General features: G+C 45.3%; 23 protein-coding genes. 9 read left to right on the top strand and 14 right to left on the bottom strand.

Annotated elements, in window-relative coordinates:
- Positions 1–24 precede the first annotated feature (24 nt).
- Both MKX71_RS01640 and rapJ read right to left on the bottom strand, forming a co-directional pair.
- Entirely contained in the window at positions 25–801 is a 777-nt protein-coding gene (locus MKX71_RS01640) for an SDR family oxidoreductase (RefSeq protein ID WP_213385877.1), read from the bottom strand.
- Positions 802–907: 106 nt separating this feature from the next.
- Positions 908–2,029 (bottom strand): response regulator aspartate phosphatase RapJ, encoded by a 1,122-nt coding sequence (gene rapJ / locus MKX71_RS01635; RefSeq protein ID WP_003246478.1) that lies wholly within the window; start codon positions 2,027–2,029, stop codon positions 908–910.
- 122 nt (positions 2,030–2,151) lie between these two features.
- Between rapJ and cwlK the strand changes: the two genes are divergently transcribed.
- Positions 2,152–2,655 carry a peptidoglycan L-alanyl-D-glutamate endopeptidase CwlK gene (cwlK, locus tag MKX71_RS01630; RefSeq protein WP_069322342.1) on the top strand — a complete coding sequence of 168 codons (504 nt, stop codon included), beginning with the start codon at positions 2,152–2,154 and terminating at the stop codon, positions 2,653–2,655.
- A gap of 7 nt (positions 2,656–2,662) precedes the next feature.
- On the opposite strand, the gene MKX71_RS01625 is transcribed toward cwlK, so the two are convergent.
- Positions 2,663–4,024 (bottom strand): YcdB/YcdC domain-containing protein, encoded by a 1,362-nt coding sequence (locus MKX71_RS01625; RefSeq protein ID WP_010886397.1) that lies wholly within the window; start codon positions 4,022–4,024, stop codon positions 2,663–2,665.
- Between the two features lie 186 nt (positions 4,025–4,210).
- Complete coding sequence (locus MKX71_RS01620; protein WP_339231663.1) at positions 4,211–5,632, bottom strand: YcdB/YcdC domain-containing protein; 1,422 nt, start codon at positions 5,630–5,632, stop codon at positions 4,211–4,213.
- A gap of 172 nt (positions 5,633–5,804) precedes the next feature.
- Here MKX71_RS01620 and MKX71_RS01615 point away from each other — a divergent pair, with 172 nt between their 5' ends.
- Together MKX71_RS01615 and MKX71_RS01610 are read left to right on the top strand one after the other, a co-directional pair.
- Positions 5,805–5,936, top strand: coding sequence for a hypothetical protein (locus MKX71_RS01615; RefSeq protein ID WP_003246334.1), 132 nt, complete (start codon positions 5,805–5,807; stop codon positions 5,934–5,936).
- A gap of 22 nt (positions 5,937–5,958) precedes the next feature.
- Complete coding sequence (locus MKX71_RS01610; protein ID WP_003234750.1) at positions 5,959–7,023, top strand: DUF4352 domain-containing protein; 1,065 nt, start codon at positions 5,959–5,961, stop codon at positions 7,021–7,023.
- A 38-nt stretch (positions 7,024–7,061) separates the two neighbouring features.
- Here the strand turns inward: MKX71_RS01610 and MKX71_RS01605 are convergent, their stop codons facing one another.
- The 3 genes from MKX71_RS01605 to natA form a co-directional block, all read right to left on the bottom strand.
- The gene (locus tag MKX71_RS01605; RefSeq protein WP_015715197.1) at positions 7,062–7,994 is read right to left on the bottom strand and encodes an aldo/keto reductase; all 933 of its coding nucleotides are present in this window, start codon (positions 7,992–7,994) and stop codon (positions 7,062–7,064) included.
- A gap of 135 nt (positions 7,995–8,129) precedes the next feature.
- On the bottom strand, positions 8,130–9,290 hold the full coding sequence (natB, locus tag MKX71_RS01600; protein ID WP_069963962.1) for a sodium ABC transporter permease NatB: 1,161 nt from the start codon (positions 9,288–9,290) through the stop codon (positions 8,130–8,132).
- Positions 9,291–10,031, bottom strand: a complete 741-nt coding sequence (natA, locus tag MKX71_RS01595; protein ID WP_003234757.1) for a sodium ABC transporter ATP-binding protein NatA — start codon at positions 10,029–10,031, stop codon at positions 9,291–9,293.
- A gap of 143 nt (positions 10,032–10,174) precedes the next feature.
- Between natA and natR the strand changes: the two genes are divergently transcribed.
- Together natR and natK are read left to right on the top strand one after the other, a co-directional pair.
- Complete coding sequence (gene natR, locus MKX71_RS01590; protein WP_003234759.1) at positions 10,175–10,876, top strand: two-component system response regulator NatR; 702 nt, start codon at positions 10,175–10,177, stop codon at positions 10,874–10,876.
- Between the two features lie 12 nt (positions 10,877–10,888).
- Positions 10,889–11,845, top strand: a complete 957-nt coding sequence (gene natK / locus MKX71_RS01585) for a two-component system sensor histidine kinase NatK (protein WP_069322339.1) — start codon at positions 10,889–10,891, stop codon at positions 11,843–11,845.
- A gap of 39 nt (positions 11,846–11,884) precedes the next feature.
- Here the strand turns inward: natK and MKX71_RS01580 are convergent, their stop codons facing one another.
- A complete protein-coding gene (locus MKX71_RS01580; protein ID WP_003246276.1) occupies positions 11,885–12,961 on the bottom strand; it encodes a helix-turn-helix domain-containing protein in 1,077 nt (358 codons plus the stop codon).
- Positions 12,962–13,195: 234 nt separating this feature from the next.
- On the opposite strand from MKX71_RS01580, the gene MKX71_RS01575 reads away from it, so the two are divergent.
- Positions 13,196–13,579 (top strand): RDD family protein, encoded by a 384-nt coding sequence (locus tag MKX71_RS01575; protein WP_009966469.1) that lies wholly within the window; start codon positions 13,196–13,198, stop codon positions 13,577–13,579.
- A 37-nt stretch (positions 13,580–13,616) separates the two neighbouring features.
- Here MKX71_RS01575 and lipA read toward each other — a convergent pair whose 3' ends face one another.
- Positions 13,617–14,255 (bottom strand): lipase LipA, encoded by a 639-nt coding sequence (lipA, locus tag MKX71_RS01570; RefSeq protein ID WP_038428323.1) that lies wholly within the window; start codon positions 14,253–14,255, stop codon positions 13,617–13,619.
- Positions 14,256–14,417: 162 nt separating this feature from the next.
- On the bottom strand, positions 14,418–15,545 hold the full coding sequence (gene ansZ / locus MKX71_RS01565; RefSeq protein WP_129092913.1) for an asparaginase AnsZ: 1,128 nt from the start codon (positions 15,543–15,545) through the stop codon (positions 14,418–14,420).
- A gap of 216 nt (positions 15,546–15,761) precedes the next feature.
- Here ansZ and lmrA point away from each other — a divergent pair, with 216 nt between their 5' ends.
- Positions 15,762–16,328 (top strand): transcriptional regulator LmrA, encoded by a 567-nt coding sequence (gene lmrA, locus MKX71_RS01560; protein ID WP_003246449.1) that lies wholly within the window; start codon positions 15,762–15,764, stop codon positions 16,326–16,328.
- A 38-nt stretch (positions 16,329–16,366) separates the two neighbouring features.
- A complete protein-coding gene (gene lmr(B), locus MKX71_RS01555; protein ID WP_032728901.1) occupies positions 16,367–17,806 on the top strand; it encodes a lincomycin efflux MFS transporter Lmr(B) in 1,440 nt (479 codons plus the stop codon).
- A gap of 42 nt (positions 17,807–17,848) precedes the next feature.
- Here lmr(B) and MKX71_RS01550 read toward each other — a convergent pair whose 3' ends face one another.
- On the bottom strand, positions 17,849–18,958 hold the full coding sequence (locus tag MKX71_RS01550; RefSeq protein ID WP_339231662.1) for an aminotransferase class V-fold PLP-dependent enzyme: 1,110 nt from the start codon (positions 18,956–18,958) through the stop codon (positions 17,849–17,851).
- 78 nt (positions 18,959–19,036) lie between these two features.
- Between MKX71_RS01550 and pcp the strand changes: the two genes are divergently transcribed.
- Positions 19,037–19,684 carry a pyroglutamyl-peptidase I gene (gene pcp, locus MKX71_RS01545; protein WP_015252900.1) on the top strand — a complete coding sequence of 216 codons (648 nt, stop codon included), beginning with the start codon at positions 19,037–19,039 and terminating at the stop codon, positions 19,682–19,684.
- On the opposite strand, the gene tatC is transcribed toward pcp, so the two are convergent.
- The 3 genes from tatC to phoD are packed head-to-tail and all read right to left on the bottom strand — an operon-like array spanning position 19,681 to position 22,446.
- Entirely contained in the window at positions 19,681–20,409 is a 729-nt protein-coding gene (tatC, locus tag MKX71_RS01540) for a twin-arginine translocase subunit TatC (protein ID WP_014475692.1), read from the bottom strand. The two genes, pcp and tatC, sit on opposite strands and share 4 nt — an antisense overlap.
- A 60-nt stretch (positions 20,410–20,469) precedes the next feature.
- Entirely contained in the window at positions 20,470–20,682 is a 213-nt protein-coding gene (gene tatAD, locus MKX71_RS01535) for a sec-independent protein translocase protein TatAD (RefSeq protein WP_003223835.1), read from the bottom strand.
- 12 nt (positions 20,683–20,694) lie between these two features.
- Positions 20,695–22,446 carry an alkaline phosphatase PhoD gene (gene phoD, locus MKX71_RS01530; protein WP_032722881.1) on the bottom strand — a complete coding sequence of 584 codons (1,752 nt, stop codon included), beginning with the start codon at positions 22,444–22,446 and terminating at the stop codon, positions 20,695–20,697.

Here is a 22,446-nt window from a genome sequence, read left to right as displayed (position 1 = left end):
CCCGCAATCCCCCTGTTTTGTATTCTATTCAAGCTGAGATGGATAAAGTGTCATTCCGCCGTCGACGAAAAGTGTTGTGCCGGTCACATAGCTTGCTTCCTCAGATACGAGCCAAGCTGCTGCTGCCGCCACTTCTTCAGGCTTTCCGAAGGCTTTCATCGGGATTTTTTTCAATTGTTTTTGCCTGCTCTCTTCCTGTTTCGTATCAACATTTGATTCTGTGGCAATGGTGCCGGGCGCTATCGCATTGACGCGGATTCCCTTATCCGCATAATTGAGCGCCAGCGTTTCCGTCATCATCTTGATGCCGCCTTTGGATGTGGAATACTGAACGTTGACAGGGCGCGGAATCTGCTGATGAACACTTGAGATATTCAGCACATTGCCCTTGATATTGTTTTTCATCATGTGGTTAAGTGCTGCTTTCGCTCCCAGAAAGGTTCCGGTAACATTGACATCAATCACTCTCTGCCAATCTTCAAGACTCATCTCATGCGGCATCGCCTCAACGCCGTTAAAACCGGAGTTGTTTACCATCACATCGAGCGTGCCGAAATGCTCTAAAGCTGTGTCCAAGAGCGCCTGAATCCCCTCTTCTTTTGACACGTCCGCCTCAACTGCGACGGCTTTCCCTCCGTTCTGCTTAATGATTTCCAGGGTTTCATCGGCTCCAGACGGGTCGCTGTGGTAGTTTACAACAACATTCATTTTCTCCTGTCCGAACCGTTCCGCAATGGCTTTCCCGATTCCTTTTGAAGACCCTGTCACAATCGCTGTTTTTCCGGTTAAATCTTTGTACATACTTGATATCCTCCTCTGTTTCTCACTATGCAGTGGAAAATACCCTGTTTTTCCGAGTTGAAAACAGCACAAAAAAAGCAGAGAACCTGTAGTTCTCTGCCATTTCCTATTGAAAACGCTGCTCGGCAAGCTTCTTTTTAATATTCATCAGCCTGCGGTAAAAGAAAGCGGCTGACTCGTAATGTTCCAGCTGATTGAAACGTTCCGCTGTATCATGCAGCAGATCTTCGGCGTCAGCAAGAAGCTGCCTGGATTCCAGCAGGTCAAAGCATTCTGTAAGCACGTTCAGGTCGCCGCTTCCAAGATACAGCTCATGAATGAGGCGGAATTTCGTCAAGTACATGTCATCCTCCCATTCAGCCGCGCTCTTTATCCCGCGGTCATACGCCTCTACTGCCTTGTCGTATTTTCCCTCTTTACAGTAGATATGGGTCAGTGAAAATACAGCTTGAACAGCTTGCTGAAAGTTGTGCTCCTCAAAAATGGCGGCGGCTGTTTTGAAATAGCCCTCCGCTTCTTTGTAATCACCCAGACTGTACTTACAGTGTCCGACATTATAATAGGCAGCGGCGATCATGTACGCTTCTTCAAGCTGCCTGGCATGTTCTAAAGCGCTGCACAAGTGGGTCAGTGCTTTTTCATGATGATACACATCGGTCAAATTTCCGGCGATGATAAATTCACACTGAACCCGGCGGCGACCGTACAGTTCATATTTCGTATAAATATCAAGCGCCTGGCTCGCATAATTCATGGAAAAATATGTTTGTTTGATGTGATAATACACTTCTGCGACTTTAAAAAGAAACTCAGCTTTTTCGATCTCATCCTCGACATACTCGAGCTTTTCCTCGGCATGTTTATAATGGTCGATCGCTAATATGAAATTTTTCTGCTTGAATTCGTACATTCCTCTGAAATAATAAAAGTAGTATTCCAGTAAGCCCGTGAGTTTTTGCTGATTGCTTTCAATTTCGTTCAGCATATCAGAGAACGGAGGCTTGGTGTCGCTGTCTTTCACCGGCATCAGCTTATCAAGCATGATTCGATGCCGGAATTCCATCAAAGAAAAATATAAAAGCAAGTCCTGGTTCTCTTCCATATCTTCTAAATCGTATTCAATCTCCTGCTTTAACGCTTCTGCTTGATCTGCTTCAAATGCGCGAATGAGCTTGTACCATTCATTCAGCTTTACTGCTACTTCTTCTGATGGAATCTTTGCTCTCATCGGTCTGCCTCCTTCCTCCTGCTACTATTTATGTTATATTTTATCATAGCTGTTCGCTTTTAGAGAGAGTCAATCACTTAAAAGCGTTAACATTCAGCACATCTTGAGAAAGTGAGACCGATATGAAGTTACCCGCAAAAACATTTGTTATCTTATGTATTCTATTTCTTCTAGATCTTTGTTTTAGTTATATTCGGCATGAATGGCATTCTCAAAACGCCTTGCAGGACATGCCTGTCCCCTCGGATCTTCATCCGATTGTGAAGCAGAATGCCGATGCACTCAAAGCCGCTGCAGCGAATAAGGGCATTGACGTCGTCATTACTGAAGGATTCAGGTCCTTTAAGGAACAAGATGAATTATATAAACAGGGACGTACAAAAAAAGGGAATATTGTCACCTATGCAAGAGGAGGGGAATCGTATCATAACTATGGTTTAGCGATTGATTTCGCCCTTCAAAAAAAGGATGGCAGCATCATATGGGATATGGAATATGACGGCAATCAAAACGGAAAATCAGATTGGCTGGAGGTTGTCGAGATCGCTAAGACACTCGGTTTCGAATGGGGCGGGGATTGGAAACGATTCAAGGACTACCCCCACTTGGAGATGATTCCTAACTAGACACCCCTCACAGCCTTTTCTTTTTCCTTATGTGCGCATCAATATAGGAAGGGTAAACCGGCTTATAGACAAGTTTGCAGTGCTGGTCACTGCCTGCTGTAAAATCAGGCTGCCATTCCAGTTTCACATCAAAAGCGGCTAAAAATGCTTCTTTCGCTTCTTCAGCGGAAACATCCGGCCTGTGATTTATCGCTTCCAATTGTTCAGGTTCAATATCAGGCGCCATAAAAGCGTCAATCAACCCAGTTTCCGGATTGACAATGATGCGGGCAGCGCCGAACCGCAGCGGCACTCCTTTATACCAGACAGAAAAATGGTTGCGGACTCTCCCTCTTTCATCAATTCGGACGGGATTCACCCTGAAAAACTCAGCCGCTCTCGGATAGAGGGCATACAAAAATTGAAGCGCTATCTCTTGGCATTCTTCCGTGGAGCATTGGAGGTTGTTCCGCCAGTCCATAAAAGAAAGCGCTGCTTTTAATTTTCCGGTTCTTTTATCCGTCTTCATTTTGATTGTATTTTTATTTCTCGTTTCAAAATAGCTTCCTATGCTTAAATCCTTACGCTCCGGCGCAGCGCCCCTGCGCCACGTGCTTCCAATTTGTTCTCCAAAGTCTCTTTCACTGACTTTCTGCATATCAGAGGTAAAACCCAGCAAGGCAAATATATCAACTTCTTCCTTGTTCTGAAGCGGCGGCAGTGGCGCCGTGTTTTCTATTCTTTCATCTGCGATATGCTGGTCGGGCACAATTTCGTCTACATCTGCGGGATAGCTGTATCCCGGTAGAATCGGTTCATATACAAGCCTTGGTTCCTGTTCGCCATCAATGACATCGTACATCAGCTCAAAAGACATTGTGTTTAAGTAATGGGATACAACCTTCTCTTTTGCTACAAATTCCGTCGGAACTTCGGCTTTATGCCCTTCCCCGTAATATAGAAAGTGGACAATCTGACCGCTTCGTGTCATATCAATTAAAAAGCCTGAATTGGGAATCGGAAGCCCCAGCTCCATTTTGGTATAGACAAACCGGATGTGCTGCCCCCTTTCTTCCTTGCCTTGAAAATGAAAATTCATAAATGTGCCGGGATGATTGGCAGCGGCAAACTGAAGAGCCGTCAGCTTCAGCTCGGCATCTGGAAGTTTTTTGTCTGTCTCGGAGTGGACAGTTGTTGAAAAGGTGAGCAAGGCGCCGTCATTTCTAAGTTCAACTGTAATGTGCTTTTCCGGATCTTTAGGGTCCTTCCAGATAAAATATGCCTGCCCGTACTTCTTTTGCTTTTGGTCGTAATCTTCTATCTCAAGCTCATAATGCGTCGGTACATTTCCGATCTCCTGCGCCTTCTTTTTCAGCTGTTTATTAACCAATGAAGTCATCCCTTTCAAAGAGTCTACGACAAAGAGAATCCTGTTTATTATATAAAAAGACCTTTCTTCTTTTAAAGTGAAGAAAGGTCCTTTTCTATTATTGTCATTGTTTTTCGAGATTCTTTCTGTTACTTTCATCACGTACTCTCTTCTATACCTGAGGCAATTGCGTGACTTTTGGCTGTTTTACCATGAGCTGAAGACAGACTCTCCTGTATGTGCATCGATAAAACGCGGATACACCGGCTTATAGACGAGCCGGTAGCTGTGTTCTTCATCATCTCCGTACTCTCTTTCCCAGCCAAGCTCAACTTTAAAATGCTGCCAAAAGATAGCCTTGGCTTGTTCAACTGAAATGGCCGGCACAGGATCAATGGTTGCCAGCTCATTTGGGTCAATATCTGGTCCCATATAAACGGTGATATACCCTGTCTGGCGGCTGACACAAATTCTGATCTGCCCAAATCGGATCGGAACCCCGTGACAATGCGCCTCAAATGTAAAACCAGCGACTGCGTTTTCTTCTTCATCATTTTCATCGTATCTGATCCTAAAATATTGATCGGCATTCGGAAATAAAGCAAATAGAAAGCGAAGCGCGATTTTTTCACACTCTGCCAAGGTTACTGTCAGCGGCCCTTTTTTCTCCATAAATGACATGACGCCTTCGAGTTTTCCGGTTTCTTTGTTATAGATGGTTTTCAGCACTTGATGAGTCCGTCCCTTAAACCAGCTGTCCATGCTTTTATCCGCCGGCTGATACACAGGGTCATCCGGATTCCGCCAAACGATTCCGATTCTCCCATCTCCCAAATCCGCTTCCCGCTCTTTGACAAACCCATTTTCAATACCAATCATGCTGTCAGGATCGGCCTTTTCGCGGATGCCCTCGAATAAAGGGAGAGGAAAGCTCTCCGGCTCCCTGTAATCATCGTCATCATCAACTCCTCCTTGTTCTTCTTGAACCAAATCCGCAGGTACGGTAATCGCCCTACATTCAGGCTCATACACCAAATGCGGCTGATCATCTCCGTTTTTGTAAACAGAACGATGGAGAACCTCAAACAAAAGGTCGAACTCCACGTCCTTCTTGATAAAGGCAAGTGCCTCTTCAACATCCGCGACCCTCTTTGGCTTGATGATGCTGCCCGCTTCGCCGTAATAGCGGAAGTAAACGATCTCACCTGATAAGGAAACATCAGCCATAAATCCGCTCATGGGGAGAGGAAGCCCAGCCTCCATTTGAACATATGAAAATCTCACTTTATCGCCGTATGCACGGTCATTTTCTTCACGAACAAAGGCAGAGAGTGCCCCCGGATGATGAGTCTCGACAAATTGGCGCATGATATCCTCTAGTTTCTCCTCAGACAGCCTTTCTCCGCTTTCAGGCTCAATATCACGGGAAAGGGATTCCAGCTCTCCGTCCGGTCCAAGCTCCACGATAATGCCGGTATTCTCATCCTGAGGATCTGCCCAACAAAAATGAGCTCTTTTATCATCACCGCCATAATCTTCAATTTCCAGTTTTAAGTGTGTCGGCACCCGGCCGATTTCCAGTGCTTTTTGTTTCAGTTCCTCTTTCTTCACAAAGGCAGCCCCTTTCATCCTTCTTAAGTTACCTCGACTAATCAAAAAGTAATAGTCTAAAATACACAGTTTTCTGAGTTTACCAGTTTTACCAGAACATTTTTCACCAAAAATAGGATGATGAACCTATTCAATATAAAAGCTAATAATCTTAAAATTAATTCCGTTGTAACTTTTTATAGGTCCATTCATGACAAAGGAGGGCGGAGTTTCCAGAAAATCCGGTGAAAACCGTGAGAAAAGAACTGATTTTTTTGGTTATATGATGCTAATCCATTCAAAAAGATCCATTTCTCAAAGACAAAAGACTCCCCTTTCCTAAACCATTTGAGGAGGAAAAATGAATGTTTCAGAAAAAAACGTACGCTGTTTTCCTAATTCTTCTGCTGATGATGTTTACAGCTGCTTGTTCCGGCAGCAAAACAAGCGCGGAGAAGAAAGAATCAGAAACAGAAAAAAGCTCAGATATAGCTCAAGTCAAAATCAAGGATGTCTCTTATACGCTTCCGTCTAAATATGATAAGTCCACTTCAGATGACCAGCTTGTGTTAAAAGTCAATGTCGCGGTGAAAAACACAGGAAAAGACCCGCTGAATGTAGACAGTATGGATTTCACATTGTATCAAGGTGATACCAAAATGTCTGACACAGACCCTGAAGACTATAGCGAAAAGCTTCAAGGCAGCACGATTAACGCTGACAAATCCGTTGAAGGAAATCTTTTCTTCGTTGTAGATAAAGGCAAGCAATACGAGCTCAACTATACGCCGGAATCTTACGGTGATAAAAAGCCAAAATCAGTTACTTTTAAAATTGACGGAAAAGACAAAAAAATTCTGGCGACGGCAGATAAGCTCCAAGATTCTGCAAAAGCGTTATCAGCTTATGTTGATGTCCTTCTTTTCGGCAAAGATAACGCCGATTTTGAAAAAATCACCGGCGCTAACAAAAATGAAATTGTAAATGATTTTAATGAATCAGCTAAAGACGGTTATCTCTCAGCTTCTGGCCTTTCCAGCACATATGCGGACAGCAAAGCGCTTGATAATATCGTGAACGGCATTAAAGAGGGATTAAGCAAAAACTCTTCCATTCAGGCAAAAACGACTTCAATCTCTAAAGACGAAGCAATTGTTGAAGCCACAGTTAAACCTGTAGATGCGTCTTCTCTTTCAGACCGTATCGAAGACAAAGTGAAAGACTACTACAGTAAAAACTCTAGTGCCAGCTATGAAGAGGCAGTGAAATACGCGCTTCAAGTCTACCCTGAGGAATTTAAAAAGCTTGGACCTGCTTCATCTGAAAAAACAGTTGAAGTGAAAATGAAGAAAAATGACATCGACCAATGGCAGCTTGATATGGATGATTACAGAGCAGCAGAATTAGTCGAAGCATTCATCAAAGAATAAAACACCAAAAGGAAATAGCCTTGACGGCTATTTCCTTTTTATTTAAAAATGTCGCTGATGAAATTCACTTCGTCTTCGGTAAGTTCAATGTTCAAGGTTTTCAGGTTATCCTGTAATTGCTCAGGTCGTTTAGCTCCTGGAATAATGGCATCAATCGCCGGTCTCGTTAACAGCCACGCCAAGGCGACATGTGCCGTATCCGCTTGTTTTTCCTCCGCTACTGCTTTCAGCTTATCTACTTTTTTGAGATTGTGGATAAACGTTTCACCCTGAAATTGAGGTTTATCCTTTCTGAAATCATCAAAGACTGTGTCTCGCGTGAATTTTCCTGTCAGCAGTCCGGACGCAAGCGGAAAGTAAGGAATAAAGGAGATGCCTTGTTTTTCACAGTATGGAAGAAGCTCTTTCTCGGCATCACGCTGTATGAGAGAATATTCGGCCTGGAAGACCTCCAAATAGCCATCAGCATTAAAATCCTGCAATTGCTGATAATCGAGGTTCGAAGCGCCGATTGCTTTGATTTTCCCCTCATCCTTCAGCTCTTTCAAAGTGCCCGCCACTTCAGCGAGAGGTGTTTTTCCATCCGGAAAGTGAACATAATACAAATCAATATAATCTGTTTTCAGCCGCTTCAGGCTCTTCTCGACCTCGCTGCGAAGAAACTCCCGGCTATTGTCTAATTCAATGCTGCCGTCCACTTCTTTATGAGCTCCTTTGGTGGAGATGATGAGCTCATTCCGCACGCCGCGTTCCTGTACGACTTCGCCGATTAATTCTTCAGATCTCCCCAATCCATATATAAAGGCGGTATCGATAAAATTGACGCCGCCATCCAATGCCGTGCGCACTAAATCCTTCCCTGTTTCATCATTTAGATTTGGAAATAGATTATGCCCGCCGACCGCATTCGCGCCGAATCCGATCCGCTTCACCTTCAGCTTCGTTTTGCCGAGTGTACGTGTTTGATCCATTGTTCCTTCTCCTTTGAAACCAATTTTGATGAAAAATAGTGCAGGGTCACTTTTTGTATTAGATATCCTTTTTCTATTTTCCTTCTTTTTTCAGGATATACAAAAAGGAGAAAGTGTATTTCTCCTTTCGCAAGTTTATTTTGGGAGAACCCATTTGTCTTTCAGGAAGCAGGCTCTGGCTAGTAAAAAGAAGATGGCGATCAGCACGGCGATGGTTCCTGACGTAGACAAAATGGCAGCCGGATCAACCATCCCGAATAAGAGCTGTTTAAATAACGCATGCAGGTTCAGAAACGGGATGAGAAAGTATGATAAGTCAAATTGGTTCGGTGCCTTGCTGAAGATGAAAAACATCGGGAATACAGGCAAAAAGACGACGAGAGACATATAACTTTGTGCTTCTTTTACCGAGCTGGACATGATGCTGATGAAAAGCTCCATCGCAGATATCAGCAATGCAGAGAGCACAATGATTAGCGCTGAAGCGCCGATTACACTCCACATATGATCTCCCAGCTGGAAGGCCGTTTTTAAATTTTCGGTAAATAACACGGTGGACAAAATCAAAAACACCAAAGCCAATACACCTGAAGCCACGCCAAAAGTGGAAACCGCAAGCCACTTGCCGACCAGCATTTTGTTTCTGCTGACTGGCGTTAATAGCAGCGCCTCGATTGACTTCCGATCCTTTTCACCGGCCATGATATCAAGAGCGATCGGCATTGCGCCGGAAACAATGGAAGTCAGAATCAGCATGGGCAGAATGGCGGAAAGCATAATAGCGGAAGTCCCTTTCTCCTCATCCGCTTCCTTTTGCTGAATCGTAAATGGCTGGATGACCGATTGATCAATGCGCTTATTTGTTAAACGTTGCTGCACAATTTCATTTTTGTACTGATCTAAGGCAGACTGCACAAGCTGCATGGCATTTGAAGACCCTTGATCGATTGAATTGCCGTAAACATCAACCTTAAAAGGTGTCATGCTGTTGACATATGAGTCGAACTCTTTCGGGACGTTCAGATAGGCATCTGCTTTTCCTTCATCAACTGCCTCTTCAGGCTTTGCAAATGTTTTTAAGCTGATTTCGTCAATCTCATTAAGCTTGCTTTCCAGTGCGGGCGGAAGCGAATGGCCGACAGCCAGCGTGTACTGCTCCCCTTTGTCGGACAGCATGCTTTCATAAAAAAAGACAAGTCCAAGCATCATAATCATCGGCACTAAGATTGTAAGTAAAATCGTTTTTCTGTCGCGCAAAGCGTCGATCATTTCTTTTTTATAAATATGGCTCAGCATTTAAGAAATCCCCCTGACAAGCTTAGACATAAAGATGTAATTCAAATCCTCACTGCGCTCGCTCTCGTATAGTGATTCAAGCGCCCCTCGGTAAATCACCTCTCCGCTGTGAATCATGATGACACTGTCACAGAGCGCCTGCACTTCCTCCATAATGTGGCTGGAGAAAAGAATCGTTTTTTGTTCTCTTTTCAGCTGCTGTATAAATTCGCGGAAGATGTTGCTTGACGTAATATCAAGCCCAGTTGTCGGCTCATCAAATAAAATGATGTCCGGATCGTGAATCAGCGCTCTGGCAATGGCGACTTTCTGCCTCATGCCTTTAGAAAACCCGCCCACTCTCCGGTTCATATAATCGCGCATGCCGAACCGTTTCGATAAATCTTCTATTCTTGCTTTGATCTCGTGGCGGTTCAGCCCATACAGCCTGCCGAAGTATTGGAGATTTTCTTTAGCGGTCATCCTGTCGTAAAGCCCGGTTTCTCCTCCGAATAAGACACCGATTCTTTGTTTGACCTCAGCCGGCTGCTTGACCGTGTCAAAGCCGTCTACTGTGATTACACCCTGTGATGGTTCAAGCAAGGAAGCAATCATTCTCAGCATCGTCGTTTTGCCGGCACCGTTTTCTCCGAGAATGCCGACGACTTCTCCTTTTTCAATTGTTAAGCTTACATCTCGCACCGCTTTGACTACTTTTTTCTTATCCTGAAACCTGCGGCTGCAATCGGTCAGTGTAATCATGTCACAATCTCCCTTATCTTTATTTCTAGTAATGACTATATACGAAAAGCTGGATTAGTTGGATAAAGTTGTCGCGAAGAGTTCTTTTTATGTCGCGAAATGGGATAGAATAAAGATGATTCTATGTAACTAGGGGAATGATAATGGTAAAAGTCGGACTTGTAGATGATTATCGAGTAGATTTAGAGAAGTTAGAAGCGATCGTGTCCAGAATGCAGGACGTCGAAATTGTCTTTTCCACCGATTCAGCGAAGGAAGCCTACAGGCGGGTAAAGAACGGAGACATTGATCTGCTGCTTGCCGATATCGAGATGCCCCATATGTCTGGCTACGAGCTTGCTGATTTGATCAAATCCCATTCACTTGATGTGGATGTGATTTTTGTTACCGGTCACGGCGGTTATGCGGTTCACGCCTTTGACCTGAACGTCCATGATTATATTATGAAGCCGTACTATGCCGACCGTCTGGCCGCTTCCTTCGACCGCTACTTGAAAAAGAAAACGGAAACGAGTTTGAATGGGCGTATATTGATAAAGCAAAAGTCTGAAATGCACGTCCTGCAAAAGAAGGATATTATTTTCGCAGAACGGACGGGACGTTCGACGACGATTGTGACAACCGCCGAAGAGGTGCAAACGTATCAAACATTAAATGATATTAAAGGCGACCTGCCCGAAAAAGATTTTCTTCGTTCGCATCGTTCCTTTATTATCAACATTCATTACATAAAGCATTTTTCCGCTTATACCAAGCATTCATTCACAGTTTCCTTTGAGGGAACGTCTAAAAAAGCGATGATCACTAAGCAGCAGCTTGATTATTTTCAAAACTACTATTTTTGAGGAGTTTAGTACGTGATTACCCTTTTTCAATGTCTTTATCTGATTTTATTTAGTTTCATATGTTATCAGGGAGCTGCTGCTTTTTCACACAGCACAGCCGCCTCTTGGCTCGCCGCTGCTTTAGGCGCAGCTGCTGCAGGATTGTACATTTGGAATACGAAGCGGGTGTGGAAACACTGTTCCTCAGGGCTTTGTGCGTGGATTGCTGTGATTCAAGTGATGTCGGCGGGAGTAGTGTTGATTGGCACAGACATCATGCCGGTATTATGTGTAATCGCGATATTTGCAGGGTGTGAAGGGCTCCGTATCGGACAGTCTGCTTTGCAGGCAAGGCTTTCTGATCAAATTGATAAGCTGACTCAAGCTGAACAGCACGCCAATCAAATGCTGATTGATGTCAGAAGCCGGAATCATGACACAATGAAACATATCACTGCAATCAAATCAGCTCAGCCCAAGGCAGATACACAAGCATATATTCAAAACTGGGCGGATCAATACAGCCAATATGACCGTTTTTTGAAAGGAGAGAACGCGTACGTTGCAGGGGTGCTTTATGATTTTTTAGAAAAAGCCCGCGCCTCGAATGTGAGTGTTTCGCTGCATATGCATACACCGCTTTCTTCCCTTCCGTTTTCGCCTGCTGATCAGGTCAGCTTGGTCGGCAACATATTAGAAAATGCGCTCGACAGCGCAGCGGAGGCCCGAGAAAAAGCAGAGATTAAACTGGAAACTTCACTGCGCAGCGGACTTTATGTACTGACTTGTGAAAACAGCACTCCCGGGATGGACCCAAAAGTGCTCGATACAATTTATCAATCGTTTGGCCGCTCAACGAAAAACGGCGCTCATGAAGGCATGGGCACATATATCATTCAAAAACTGGTGAAGAGCGCTTTTGGCAGGCTGGATTTTACCTACCGCCACCCCGTCTTCCGGTTAGAAATCAAAATTCCGTTTCAGAAATAAAAAAACCTTGAAAAGCCCGGCTTTTCAAGGTTTTTTTCATTATGAGGATAACGCTTGGGCAAAACGATCTGCTTCATCTTGCAGCGTGCTTTCAATTTCTTTGTAACGGCTGGAAATCGTTGATGCACTAACGCCGTATTTTTTCGCCAGTTTAGCTTGAGAAACGGACGCGCCGTTAAGAGAAATTGCGTTTACATAATATTCAACTGCCGCCGCAAAAGCTTCCGGCTTTCTGATGACAGGTGATTTTTTCTCGCAGAATGTTTTCCAGATGTCAATAACAGCTGGGATCAATTCAGTCGGATACTCTTCCCCGCTCATGCCTTCTTCAATAGCCGCAGCGGTTTCTTTCTCCAAGTCATTTGCCCACTCAACAGTGCTTACTTCCGCTTTCTCTGCTTGTGGCTCTTCATCTTTCTCAGCTAACAACGCGAACAGAACGTTGTTGAATTCCTGCTTCATGAAGTCCTCCGGCGTTTTGCCGTCCTTCACAGCGGCATCCGCATATTTCTTCACCTTGCTGATCAGCGCTTCTGTTCTCTTCACCGGGAAGATCGTGAACTGCATGAAGAATTCTGCTTTTTCCGCTTCGTGGATTGGGTATCCAAGAATCAGGCTTCCCACTGGAGGAAGGTCTTGATTGCTGGCGTCCATTTCCACTTCGAATTGTTTTGCCGTAATGACATCTTCAAAGTGAATGATGCCTTCCTTCAGGTCCTTCAGCAGCAATAAAGCAGGCGTCATGCTCTGCCATGATTCTACGATCTCACGCGTTTTCGGACGAGTGATCGAATCGCCTTTTTTCTGAAGGTACTCTTCGAAGATTGTCTTCTCACCAGCAAGCGGGTGGAAGAAGATTCCCCAGATTCCTAAGTTAAATACGCTGATGTCTTTCGTCTGTCTGTCCATAGCAGAAAGAAAATCATGCTGGTTGATAAAGCCTGAAATGCTTTCTCTATGTACTGTGAAGGCATACTCCACTAAGTCTTCCTGAATTTGTTTCGCTTCTTTTGCCGCTAGTTCCGCCGGGAAGTCGACAACTTTACTTCCGCAGCATTTTTTATATTTCTTGCCGCTGCCGCATGGGCAAGGGGCATTTCGTTTCACTTTTCCCACAATAAACCCTCCGAATTCTGTTGTAACTTTTCTATTTTAACAAAAATAACTTCTGAGGGCTTGGTTTCGGGCTAAAAAAGAATTTGGTAATGTGATAAGCTGGCTGATTATGCCAATTTACCTATGACATTTTCATCAACTTTTGTGATTTAAGGCTTATCACCTATTCCCACTTTAGGCCCTTCTTTTTTACAATCATTAGGTGTTTATTTAACATTTTAAGGAGTGTTTCTATTGGAACTAGCTGGTTTCATGCTGCGCGCCTGCGCTCTTTTACTTGATGTAATCATTGCCGCAGCAGTGATTTTGGCAGCCGGATTTACGTTTGGCGATGGGTCCGCCGGTGTCATTATTGTCGCCATATTGATGCTGATTGTGTACCCTTTGCTGATGCCGCTGACAAATTGGAAGGGCACACTGGGCAAAAAAATCATCGGGCTGCAAATCGTGAGGGACGAAACATATAAAAAAATATCCTTCCCGCAAGCCATTGTCCGTTACCTGATAGCGTGGGTGCATGTGTTCTCCCGCCTGATCTATTTGACTGCCGCATTTACGAAGAAAAAACAAACCGTTCATGATATGGCTGCGAAAACCATTGTGCTGAAAGCAGAATAACCTTGAAGAATAGCATTCTTCAAGGTTTTGTTTTTCATTAATTCGTATTCTGGCCCCCGCCGTTCAGCCCTTCTTTAATCAGGCTGTTGACTTGGCTGCTGTACAGAAGGCCGATGTGTCCAACGCCATGGATTTGAACGTTTCTAGCACCATCTAATCTTGATAAGTAATTCATGACAATCATATCGGCACTGCTGTAAATGGATGTGTATAAAATCTTTTGATTTGGATCTGTTCCCGGAAGCGCCTTGCCTGTCGTCAAACGGTTCGCGCCGCCAAGCGTCACGACGTTTGCAACTTTATTTCCGCCGTCCAGATTTTTTATGTAGTAAAGTGTGTTCGCGCCCCCCATACTGTGAGCGACAATATCCACTTTTTTCGCACCCGTTTCATCTAAAACCTTTTGCACAAATCGTGATAATACCGGTCCATTGTTATAATTTGTGCCTGTCTTGTCCCAAAAATCAACTGCATACAGCTTGTCCCGCGACCAGCCCTGAGATACGAGATAGCTCTTAATTCCCGCAAAATTGAATGATGCCCCTCCAATGCCGTGAACCATAACGACTGGATTGTGTTCAGCGGCTTTTACTGACGGCTGCAACGCAAACAGCGATGTAACAGACAGCATCAAAATTGTTACAAGTGCAATGATCCTTCTTTTTACAAATTTCATAATATCCTCCTTTTTTTGTAACAAATTCTTCAATTATATTACGTTACCAAATTAATTAAGTAAAGGGTAATTTTGGCTTATTTTTAAAGAAATTTTAAGATTCAGAGGTCATTATTGGTCCTAAAAAGCCAAAAAAAAGAAGGCTTATTCGCCTTCTTTTCTTCAATACTCATTGAAATAAGCTTGGATTTTTTGAGGATCATTTGTTTTGGTAAGCGCAAGCATCAGCAACATCCGTGCTTTTTGGGGGTTTAAAGAGTTCGATGCCAGCAAGTCCTTTTCCGCATAGTCTTGGTTTGGTGTGACGACACCATTTCCCGTGCGGGTAGAGCGCACCACTGTGACGCCTTTTTTGACTGCGCTGTCCGCCCCTTTTTCGGCTGCGTCAGATAAAGACCCGTTCCCAGAACCGGCAAATACAATCCCCTTTGCTCCGGCTTTTACAGCAGCGTCAAACAGGTAGCTTCCGTCATTTTGGTATCCATAGATAATGTCAACCTGCGGCAGCTCATCAAGATTAGAAACCGAGAAATCCGTGTCCTTCGTATGCTTTCGGGTAATCTCATTATTAAAATAGATATCATCGGCAATTGTTCCGACAAAGCCCATTTCATCTGATTTAAATGTATCTGTTGTGGTTGTGTTTGTTTTGGTGACATATCGGGCTGAGGCAATCCGGTCGTTAAGAACAACAAGCGTCCCTTTCCCTTTTGCCTCAGGGGCACCTGCCACTTTCACTGCATTGTACAGGTTAGAAGGCCCATCAGCGCTGATGGCTGTGGAAGGTCTCATCGAACCGACAATAACAACCGGTTTATCACTTTTCACGGTGAGATTCAAAAAATAAGCGGTTTCCTCCAATGTATCTGTTCCATGAGTCACGACGATTCCGTCTACATCATCTGAAGCGAGCAAGTGGTTGATGCGTTTCGCCAGCTTCAGCAATATTTTATTATCAATATTTGTGCTGCCGACGTTAACAATCTGCTCGCCGCCGACGTTTGCAATGTCCTTCATTTCTGGAACTGCCTCGATCAGTGATTCAACGCCGACAACACCTGCTTTATATTCAGTTGTTGAGGTTTTCGATTGATCGGCACCAGCTATCGTGCCTCCTGTCGCTAAAATTCTAATATTCGGCAGATCCTTTTTTTCAGAGGCAGAAGCCGAAGAGACTTTTTGTGTCTGCGTTTTTTCTTTCGGGGATTCTTTTGTTTCAGGAGAATGTGAACATCCGGTAAAAACAAACAATAGTGCGGTAAAAAGTATGAGCATTCGTTGTTTTTTCATCTATTTCTCTCCTTACATCCATATGATGATTAATCATTGAACATTTTATCTATTCAGTCAAAAGATCAGTCAGCTTTTCTCTCAGTATTTTTTGTTGTCATATCCTTCTTTTTTTGTCTGTTCATACAATGAATTTTTCTTGACAATTGATGATTGAATCAAGATAATAGACCAGTCACTATATTTTTGATTGCAATTCAGTAAGGTGGGAATGTTATGAGTTATGGAGATTCCCGTGAGAAAATCCTTTCGGCAGCTACCCGGCTTTTTCAGCTGCAAGGGTATTACGGCACGGGGCTGAACCAGATTATAAAGGAAAGCGGCGCGCCTAAAGGCTCTCTTTACTACCACTTTCCCGGGGGTAAAGAACAGCTTGCGATCGAAGCCGTGAATGAGATGAAGGAGTATATCCGTCAGAAAATCGCGGACTGCATGGAAGCCTGCACCGATCCAGCGGAAGGCATTCAAGCCTTTTTGAAGGAGCTCTCCTGCCAGTTTTCATGTACGGAAGACATTGAAGGCTTGCCTGTGGGCTTGCTAGCGGCTGAGACGTCATTGAAAAGCGAACCGTTGCGCGAAGCCTGTCATGAAGCCTACAAAGAATGGGCCTCTGTGTATGAGGAAAAACTGCGGCAGACTGGCTGCAGCGAGAGCCGTGCAAAAGAAGCCAGCACTGTGGTTAACGCGATGATTGAAGGCGGCATCCTTTTATCTTTGACGGCAAAAAACAGTACGCCGCTCCTTCATATCTCCAGCTGCATTCCTGACCTGCTGAAGAGATAAAAAAACGACATACTACATGCAGTTGATAGAGAGGGGAAATGATTTTGGAAACAACAGCTAAAGCATCTCAGCAATACAAAGTGATGCCGATTATGATTTCCTTGCTGTTGGCCGGTTTTATCGGCATGTTCAGTGAAACAGCACTGAATATTGCGTTAACCGACCTTATGAAGGAGTTGAACATTACAGCGGCAACCGTCCAATGGTTAACGACGGGCTACCTGCTTGTACTCGGTATCCTTGTTCCTGTTTCAGGACTGCTGTTGCAGTGGTTCACAACAAGACAGCTTTTTACCGTGTCACTAATCTTTTCAATTATAGGAACCTTGATCGCGGCACTCGCGCCAAGCTTCCCGTTTTTATTGGCGGCAAGGATCGTTCAGGCACTTGGAACCGGTCTTTTACTGCCGCTGATGTTTAACACAATCTTGGTGATTTTCCCGCCTCATAAACGGGGCGCCGCAATGGGAACGATCGGGCTTGTCATTATGTTCGCGCCCGCCATCGGCCCGACTTTCTCAGGATTGGTTCTGGAGCATCTCAACTGGCACTGGATTTTCTGGATCTCTCTTCCATTCCTTGTGCTGGCGCTTGTTTTCGGTATCGCATATATGCAGAATGTATCTGAAACGACAAAGCCGAAAATCGATGTATTGTCTATCATCCTGTCGACGATTGGCTTCGGCGGCATTGTGTTCGGATTCAGCAACGCGGGTGAAGGCTCCGGGGGATGGTCCAGCCCGACTGTTATCGTGTCGCTGATTGTCGGCGTTGTCGGCCTTATCCTATTTTCAATCCGCCAGCTGACAATGAAGCAGCCGATGATGAACCTCCGTGCGTTCAAATACCCGATGTTTATTTTGGGTGTGATCATGGTGTTCATTTGTATGATGGTCATTCTGTCATCTATGCTGCTTCTGCCGATGTATCTGCAAGGCGGCTTAGTCCTGACTGCATTTGCATCTGGTCTTGTTCTCTTGCCGGGCGGTATTTTAAATGGATTTATGTCCCCTGTTACAGGCCGCTTGTTCGATAAATACGGGCCGAAATGGCTTGTCATTCCGGGATTTGTGATTGTCACAGTTGTACTATGGTTCTTCTCAAATGTCACGACCACTTCAACAGCTGTGCTGATTATCATCCTGCACACCTGCTTGATGATCGGGATTTCTATGATCATGATGCCTGCACAGACAAACGGTTTAAACCAACTGCCGCGTGAATTTTATCCAGACGGCACCGCCATTATGAACACGCTGCAGCAAATGGCTGGCGCTATCGGAACAGCGGTTGCGGTCAGCATTATGGCTGCAGGCCAGCATGATTATATGAGTACAGTTAAAAACCCTGCCGATCCGGCAGTCATCCCGCAAGCTTTGACAGCGGGTGTACAGCACGCATTTGTGTTTGCAATGATTGTTGCCATTATCGGTTTAATTGGCGCTTTCTTTATGAAGCGCGTGAAGGTAGATCATTAATATGAAAAGCCCCTGACTAATGTTCAGGGGCTTTTTTTATGTTTACTTGTGGATCGTTTTCGCCGCGATTTCATCAATCGCGCGCCGCATTTCCTCCTTCGTATTATAAAAATGGGGAGCGAGACGGATCACATTTTCCCGCGGCGCGCAAATCACTTTTTTCTTCTTCAGCAACGCCACCGTTTCCGATGCCCGCTCATCCCGGATCGCAACCATGCCCGGCTGACCCCCACCTTGTGCCGCCAGCTGCAGGCCTTTTTCAGCGGCATATTGAACTGCATCGGCACAGATCGTTTTCACATGATCCCTGATATGAGAAACCCCAATATGATTCAGCAGCGATAAAGCTGCTGCAGCTGCGTATACGCTGATAAAAGCTGGGGTGCCCGTTTGAAAACGACGCGCGCCTTTCGCATAAGCCCCATCAAATCCGTTCTCTCTGCCGAACCAAGCTGATGCTTTCGGTTTCAGTGCGTCAGCCAGCTCCTTTCTCACATAAAGAAACGCCACACCCGGTATGCCGAGCAAATACTTCCGGGTGCCTGCTGCCAGCATATCTACGCCCCATTCCTTCACATCAATGGGAATATGCCCGGCTGATTGATAAGCATCTACAAACAATAAAGAGCCCTTTCTCTGAGAAATCTCGGCAATCGCTTTTATATCCTGAACATAGCCGTCACGATAATGAACGTGAGGAACACACGTCAGTACTGTTTCATCCGAAATATGCGTTTCATATTGTTCAAGCGGCAGCACGCCGTCTATTGATGGAATGACGGATACGGTATAATCGGAGTGTGCCTGCCAAACATGAGGCACCGCCGGAAAATCCATATCTGTATATACAACGTGCTTCTTTCCAAATGCAGTTAAGGACGATGCTACAGAAACCAGTGCATCAGAAACTGACGGCACAATCGCCACTTCATCCGGTTCAGCCCCGATCAGCTTTGCAAACTCGTTTCTCGCAAACTCTGTTTTTTCAATCGCTTCTTTCCAGTTCGTCCCTTTATACAGCAGGCTATCATGATAATCCTGGATCGCCCTTGATACAGGCTCTGCCAATGCGCTCTGAGAACAGCTGGCAAGCATCGTATGCGTCTGCAAGGTTGGGAATAAATGACGATACTGCTGCGGTAAATGCTCCATTATGATTCACTCCTTTACATTATTTTGATGAAAAACCCATAAATAAACAATAGAATAAAAGAAAAAGGAGATGAGAAGATGAGAAAAAAAGTGCTGATCACTGGCTTTGACCCTTTTGACAAAGAAACCGTCAATCCATCATGGGAAGCGGCGAAACGGCTTAATGGCTTCGAGACGGAAGAAGCCATTATTACAGCGGAACAAATTCCAACCGTCTTTAGATCCGCTCTGGGCACTCTGCGCCAAGCCATTCAAACACATCAGCCAGATATCGTGATTTGTGTCGGCCAAGCAGGAGGACGGATGCAGATTACACCGGAACGGGTGGCGATCAACCTTGCAGATGCGCGAATCCCCGATAACGAAGGACATCAGCCGATTGATGAAGAGATTTCTCCAGATGGGCCCGCCGCTTACTGGACAAGGCTTCCCGTGAAACGAATGACTGCTAAGATGAAGGAACACGGCATTCCAGCTGCGGTTTCCTACACAGCGGGGACCTTTGTATGCAACTATTTGTTCTACGGGTTAATGGATCACATTAGCCGGACATCCCCGCACATTCGCGGCGGTTTTATTCATATTCCTTACATTCCGCAGCAAACAATCGACAAAACAGCGCCGAGCCTCAGCCTGGACACGATTGTCCGGGCATTGAGAATCGCCGCTGTTACGGCCGCACAATATGATGAGGATGTGAAGTCACCGGGCGGTACGCTGCACTAAGCGGCCGCCGCTGTTTCTTCCCTCAGCCTCTTTTTGTAGACAAACGCCGATAGGGTGACACTCACTTCAAACAGGACAAGAAGCGGGATCATCACGAGAAAATCAGAAATAAAATCAGGCGGTGTAATCAATATAGATACGACAATCAGCAGAAAATAGGACAGCTTTCTCGCTTTGGCCAGTCTGTAAGGATTTAAGATGCCCAGCCTTGTTAAAAACATCACCACCAAGGGCATCTCAAACAAGAAGCCGAACGGCAGGCTCAAATTCACCATAAACCGAAAGTAGCGGTCAGCCGTAAACATCGTTTCAAAGTGGCCGGAGGATAAATGAGTCAAAAAGCTGAGCACGATCGGAAACAAGACAAAGTATCCGAAGGAGATGCCCGCCAAAAACAACGCAAATAAACCTGGTATGTACATGAGCGTCACCTTGCGCTCCGTTTTCGTCAGCGCCGGTGCAACGAAACGCCACAGCTGGTACGCGGCAACAGGGATAGAAGCCGCAATGGCACAAATGCCGGAAAGCATCATATACACCCAGAGGATTTCACTCGGCCCAAGCACAGCCAGCTTTCCATCCAAATCCCTGATCAGCCAGTCATAAATGTCCTGTACGAACAAAAAAGCCGTGATGAGAAATAGAAAAAATGCCGCAAGGGTGACGATAATCCGGCGGCGAAGCTCTTCTAAATGCCCGATCAGATGGGTTTCTTTTTTATCCATTCAAAAAAGCCCTCCCTTTCATAAAAAAAGAGGCAGACCCGGTGTCTGCCTCATCAGCATTCAGCCCGCGTTTTTGTCCTGCTTTACCGCTGTCAGCTCAGCTGATTTCTCTTCTTTTTCATCACCAGACACAAGTGATTTTGTGGCGCTTTTAAATTCCAGCAGTGTCCGTCCGGCGGCACGCCCGATTTCCGGCAGCTTGGAAGGGCCAAAAATAATGAGGGCGATGACGAAGATGAGAATCAAGCCCGGTATTCCAATGTTTGAAAACATAATTTCCACTCCTTAATTCGTGATTTTTGCACGCTTCTTAATCATTTGTTTTTCGTGGGCTTTGTTGTGCGAAAAGAAACGATCCTCTTCGACCTCATCGGATTGCTTCACCCCGCCTTGGATTGTTGTGGATGATACCTTTCTCAACCCGGTTTGGTCTTTCTGGTAAACGAATGAAGCCCGCGTGGAAATGGCTGCGCCCGGCTCGGTCACAAATGGCATCACCCGATAATCGGCTTTCCACTGGTGAGGCGTCACTGTACAGCGGACATATCCGCGATAGTCGTTAAAGAACTTGATGTGCGGATTTTCTTTTAAAATTTGGTCCGTATCCGCTCGCTTATCCGCTCCGTTCCCTCCGGAAGTGATCGAGGTTCCAACAAATTCGGCTCCGAATATTTTTGAACTTGTCTTCTCGAAATCGACATGCAAATTCGATGCCCAGCTTGCGTGTACATCACCTGTCAGTACGACAACATTATTCAGATTTTTGCTTTTAATGAAATTGATAACCCGTTCGCGCTGAGCCGGGTAGCCGTCCCACGAATCCATGCTGTAGATCGGGCTTGCGCTTGTCCCGAAATTCCACTTGGCAAAGAAAATCTGCTGCGCCAGCACATTCCAGTGGGCTGTCGAGCTGCCCAAATTGTTGAAGAGCCACTGCTCCTGTTCTTTTCCAAGCAGAGTCCGATTCGGATTGCGCGATTCATCAGAAGGCGGCTTATTGCCGTCGTTATTGGCTTGGTCGTCCCTGTACTGGCGGGTATCAAGCACATTGAAGGACGCCAGGTTTCCGTACGTAAAGTGCCGGTACAGCTGCATATCTGGGCCATTCGGCAAAGAGGAAATGCGGAGCGGCATATGTTCATAGTATGCCTGGTATGCTGCCGCGCGGCGGAGCACGAATGCTTCAACCGACTGTCCTTTTTCAGGTATTTTATTGGCATAGTTGTTTTCAACTTCATGGTCATCCCAAGTTACAACCCAAGGGAATGCCGCATGTGCAGCTTTAAGATTGGCGTCAGAACGGTATTGAGCGTGACGGTTCCGATAGTCTTGCAGCGTAATGATTTCCGCGCTGTTGTGCGTGCGGACATTGCCTGTTTTTGATACATATTCATTTGGGCCGTATTCATATATGTAATCACCGAGATGGAAGACAAGATCAAGCTTTTCCTTTGCCATATGCTTGTAGGCCGTATAATATCCGTGCTCATATTGCTGGCAGGAAGCAAATGCAAAGGTCATTTGCGGCACATTGGCGCCAGGGGCAGGCAGTGTTTTTGTTTTTCCGACAGGGCTTAGTTCATGGCCGGTTTTGAAACGGTAATAGTACACTTTGTTTGGCTCAAGCCCGTCCGCTTCCACATGAACGGAATGGGCAAGACTTGGTTTAGCCATTTCAGTGCCTTTTCTTACGATTTTGCGGAAATGCTCATCCTTTGCGACCTCCCATTTGACAGGCACTGCTTGCTTCGGCATTCCCCCGCCATTCAGCGGATCTGGTGCCAGACGTGTCCAAAGCACGACACTGTCAGAAAGCGGATCACCTGACGCTACCCCTAATGTAAACGGATAGCTTGAGAATTTAGGCGCAGCATTTACTTCAAAGGCCCCAACCGACTGGGCAATCGTTAATCCAAGAGAAAGTCCTGCAATCTTCCCCGCTCCTTGAATAAATTTGCGGCGGTCAAACGTATTGTTTTGAAAGCTTTCCTCTTTCAGTTTCTGTACCCATTCATCAAAACGACTGTCGTATGCCAT

It is taken from the genome of Bacillus sp. FSL M8-0071 (genome assembly GCF_037975455.1).
In the GTDB taxonomy this organism is placed as follows: Bacteria; Bacillota; Bacilli; order Bacillales; family Bacillaceae; genus Bacillus; species Bacillus subtilis.
The sequence above is the reverse complement of the archived record's forward strand: the minus strand, read 5'-3'. Positions and strand labels throughout refer to the sequence as shown.

Coding starts and splice junctions, on each gene's coding strand:
- MKX71_RS01640 (WP_213385877.1), bottom strand. CDS start 801: ATGTACAAAGATTTAACCGGAAAAACAGCGATTGTGACAGGGTCTTCA.
- rapJ (WP_003246478.1), bottom strand. CDS start 2,029: ATGAGAGCAAAGATTCCATCAGAAGAAGTAGCAGTAAAGCTGAATGAA.
- cwlK (WP_069322342.1), top strand. CDS start 2,152: ATGAAGTTACCCGCAAAAACATTTGTTATCTTATGTATTCTATTTCTT.
- MKX71_RS01620 (WP_339231663.1), bottom strand. CDS start 5,632: ATGAAAGGGGCTGCCTTTGTGAAGAAAGAGGAACTGAAACAAAAAGCA.
- MKX71_RS01615 (WP_003246334.1), top strand. CDS start 5,805: ATGACAAAGGAGGGCGGAGTTTCCAGAAAATCCGGTGAAAACCGTGAG.
- MKX71_RS01610 (WP_003234750.1), top strand. CDS start 5,959: ATGTTTCAGAAAAAAACGTACGCTGTTTTCCTAATTCTTCTGCTGATG.
- MKX71_RS01605 (WP_015715197.1), bottom strand. CDS start 7,994: ATGGATCAAACACGTACACTCGGCAAAACGAAGCTGAAGGTGAAGCGG.
- natB (WP_069963962.1), bottom strand. CDS start 9,290: ATGCTGAGCCATATTTATAAAAAAGAAATGATCGACGCTTTGCGCGAC.
- natA (WP_003234757.1), bottom strand. CDS start 10,031: ATGATTACACTGACCGATTGCAGCCGCAGGTTTCAGGATAAGAAAAAA.
- natR (WP_003234759.1), top strand. CDS start 10,175: ATGGTAAAAGTCGGACTTGTAGATGATTATCGAGTAGATTTAGAGAAG.
- lipA (WP_038428323.1), bottom strand. CDS start 14,255: ATGAAATTTGTAAAAAGAAGGATCATTGCACTTGTAACAATTTTGATG.
- ansZ (WP_129092913.1), bottom strand. CDS start 15,545: ATGAAAAAACAACGAATGCTCATACTTTTTACCGCACTATTGTTTGTT.
- lmrA (WP_003246449.1), top strand. CDS start 15,762: ATGAGTTATGGAGATTCCCGTGAGAAAATCCTTTCGGCAGCTACCCGG.
- MKX71_RS01550 (WP_339231662.1), bottom strand. CDS start 18,958: ATGGAGCATTTACCGCAGCAGTATCGTCATTTATTCCCAACCTTGCAG.
- pcp (WP_015252900.1), top strand. CDS start 19,037: ATGAGAAAAAAAGTGCTGATCACTGGCTTTGACCCTTTTGACAAAGAA.
- tatC (WP_014475692.1), bottom strand. CDS start 20,409: ATGGATAAAAAAGAAACCCATCTGATCGGGCATTTAGAAGAGCTTCGC.
- tatAD (WP_003223835.1), bottom strand. CDS start 20,682: ATGTTTTCAAACATTGGAATACCGGGCTTGATTCTCATCTTCGTCATC.
- phoD (WP_032722881.1), bottom strand. CDS start 22,446: ATGGCATACGACAGTCGTTTTGATGAATGGGTACAGAAACTGAAAGAG.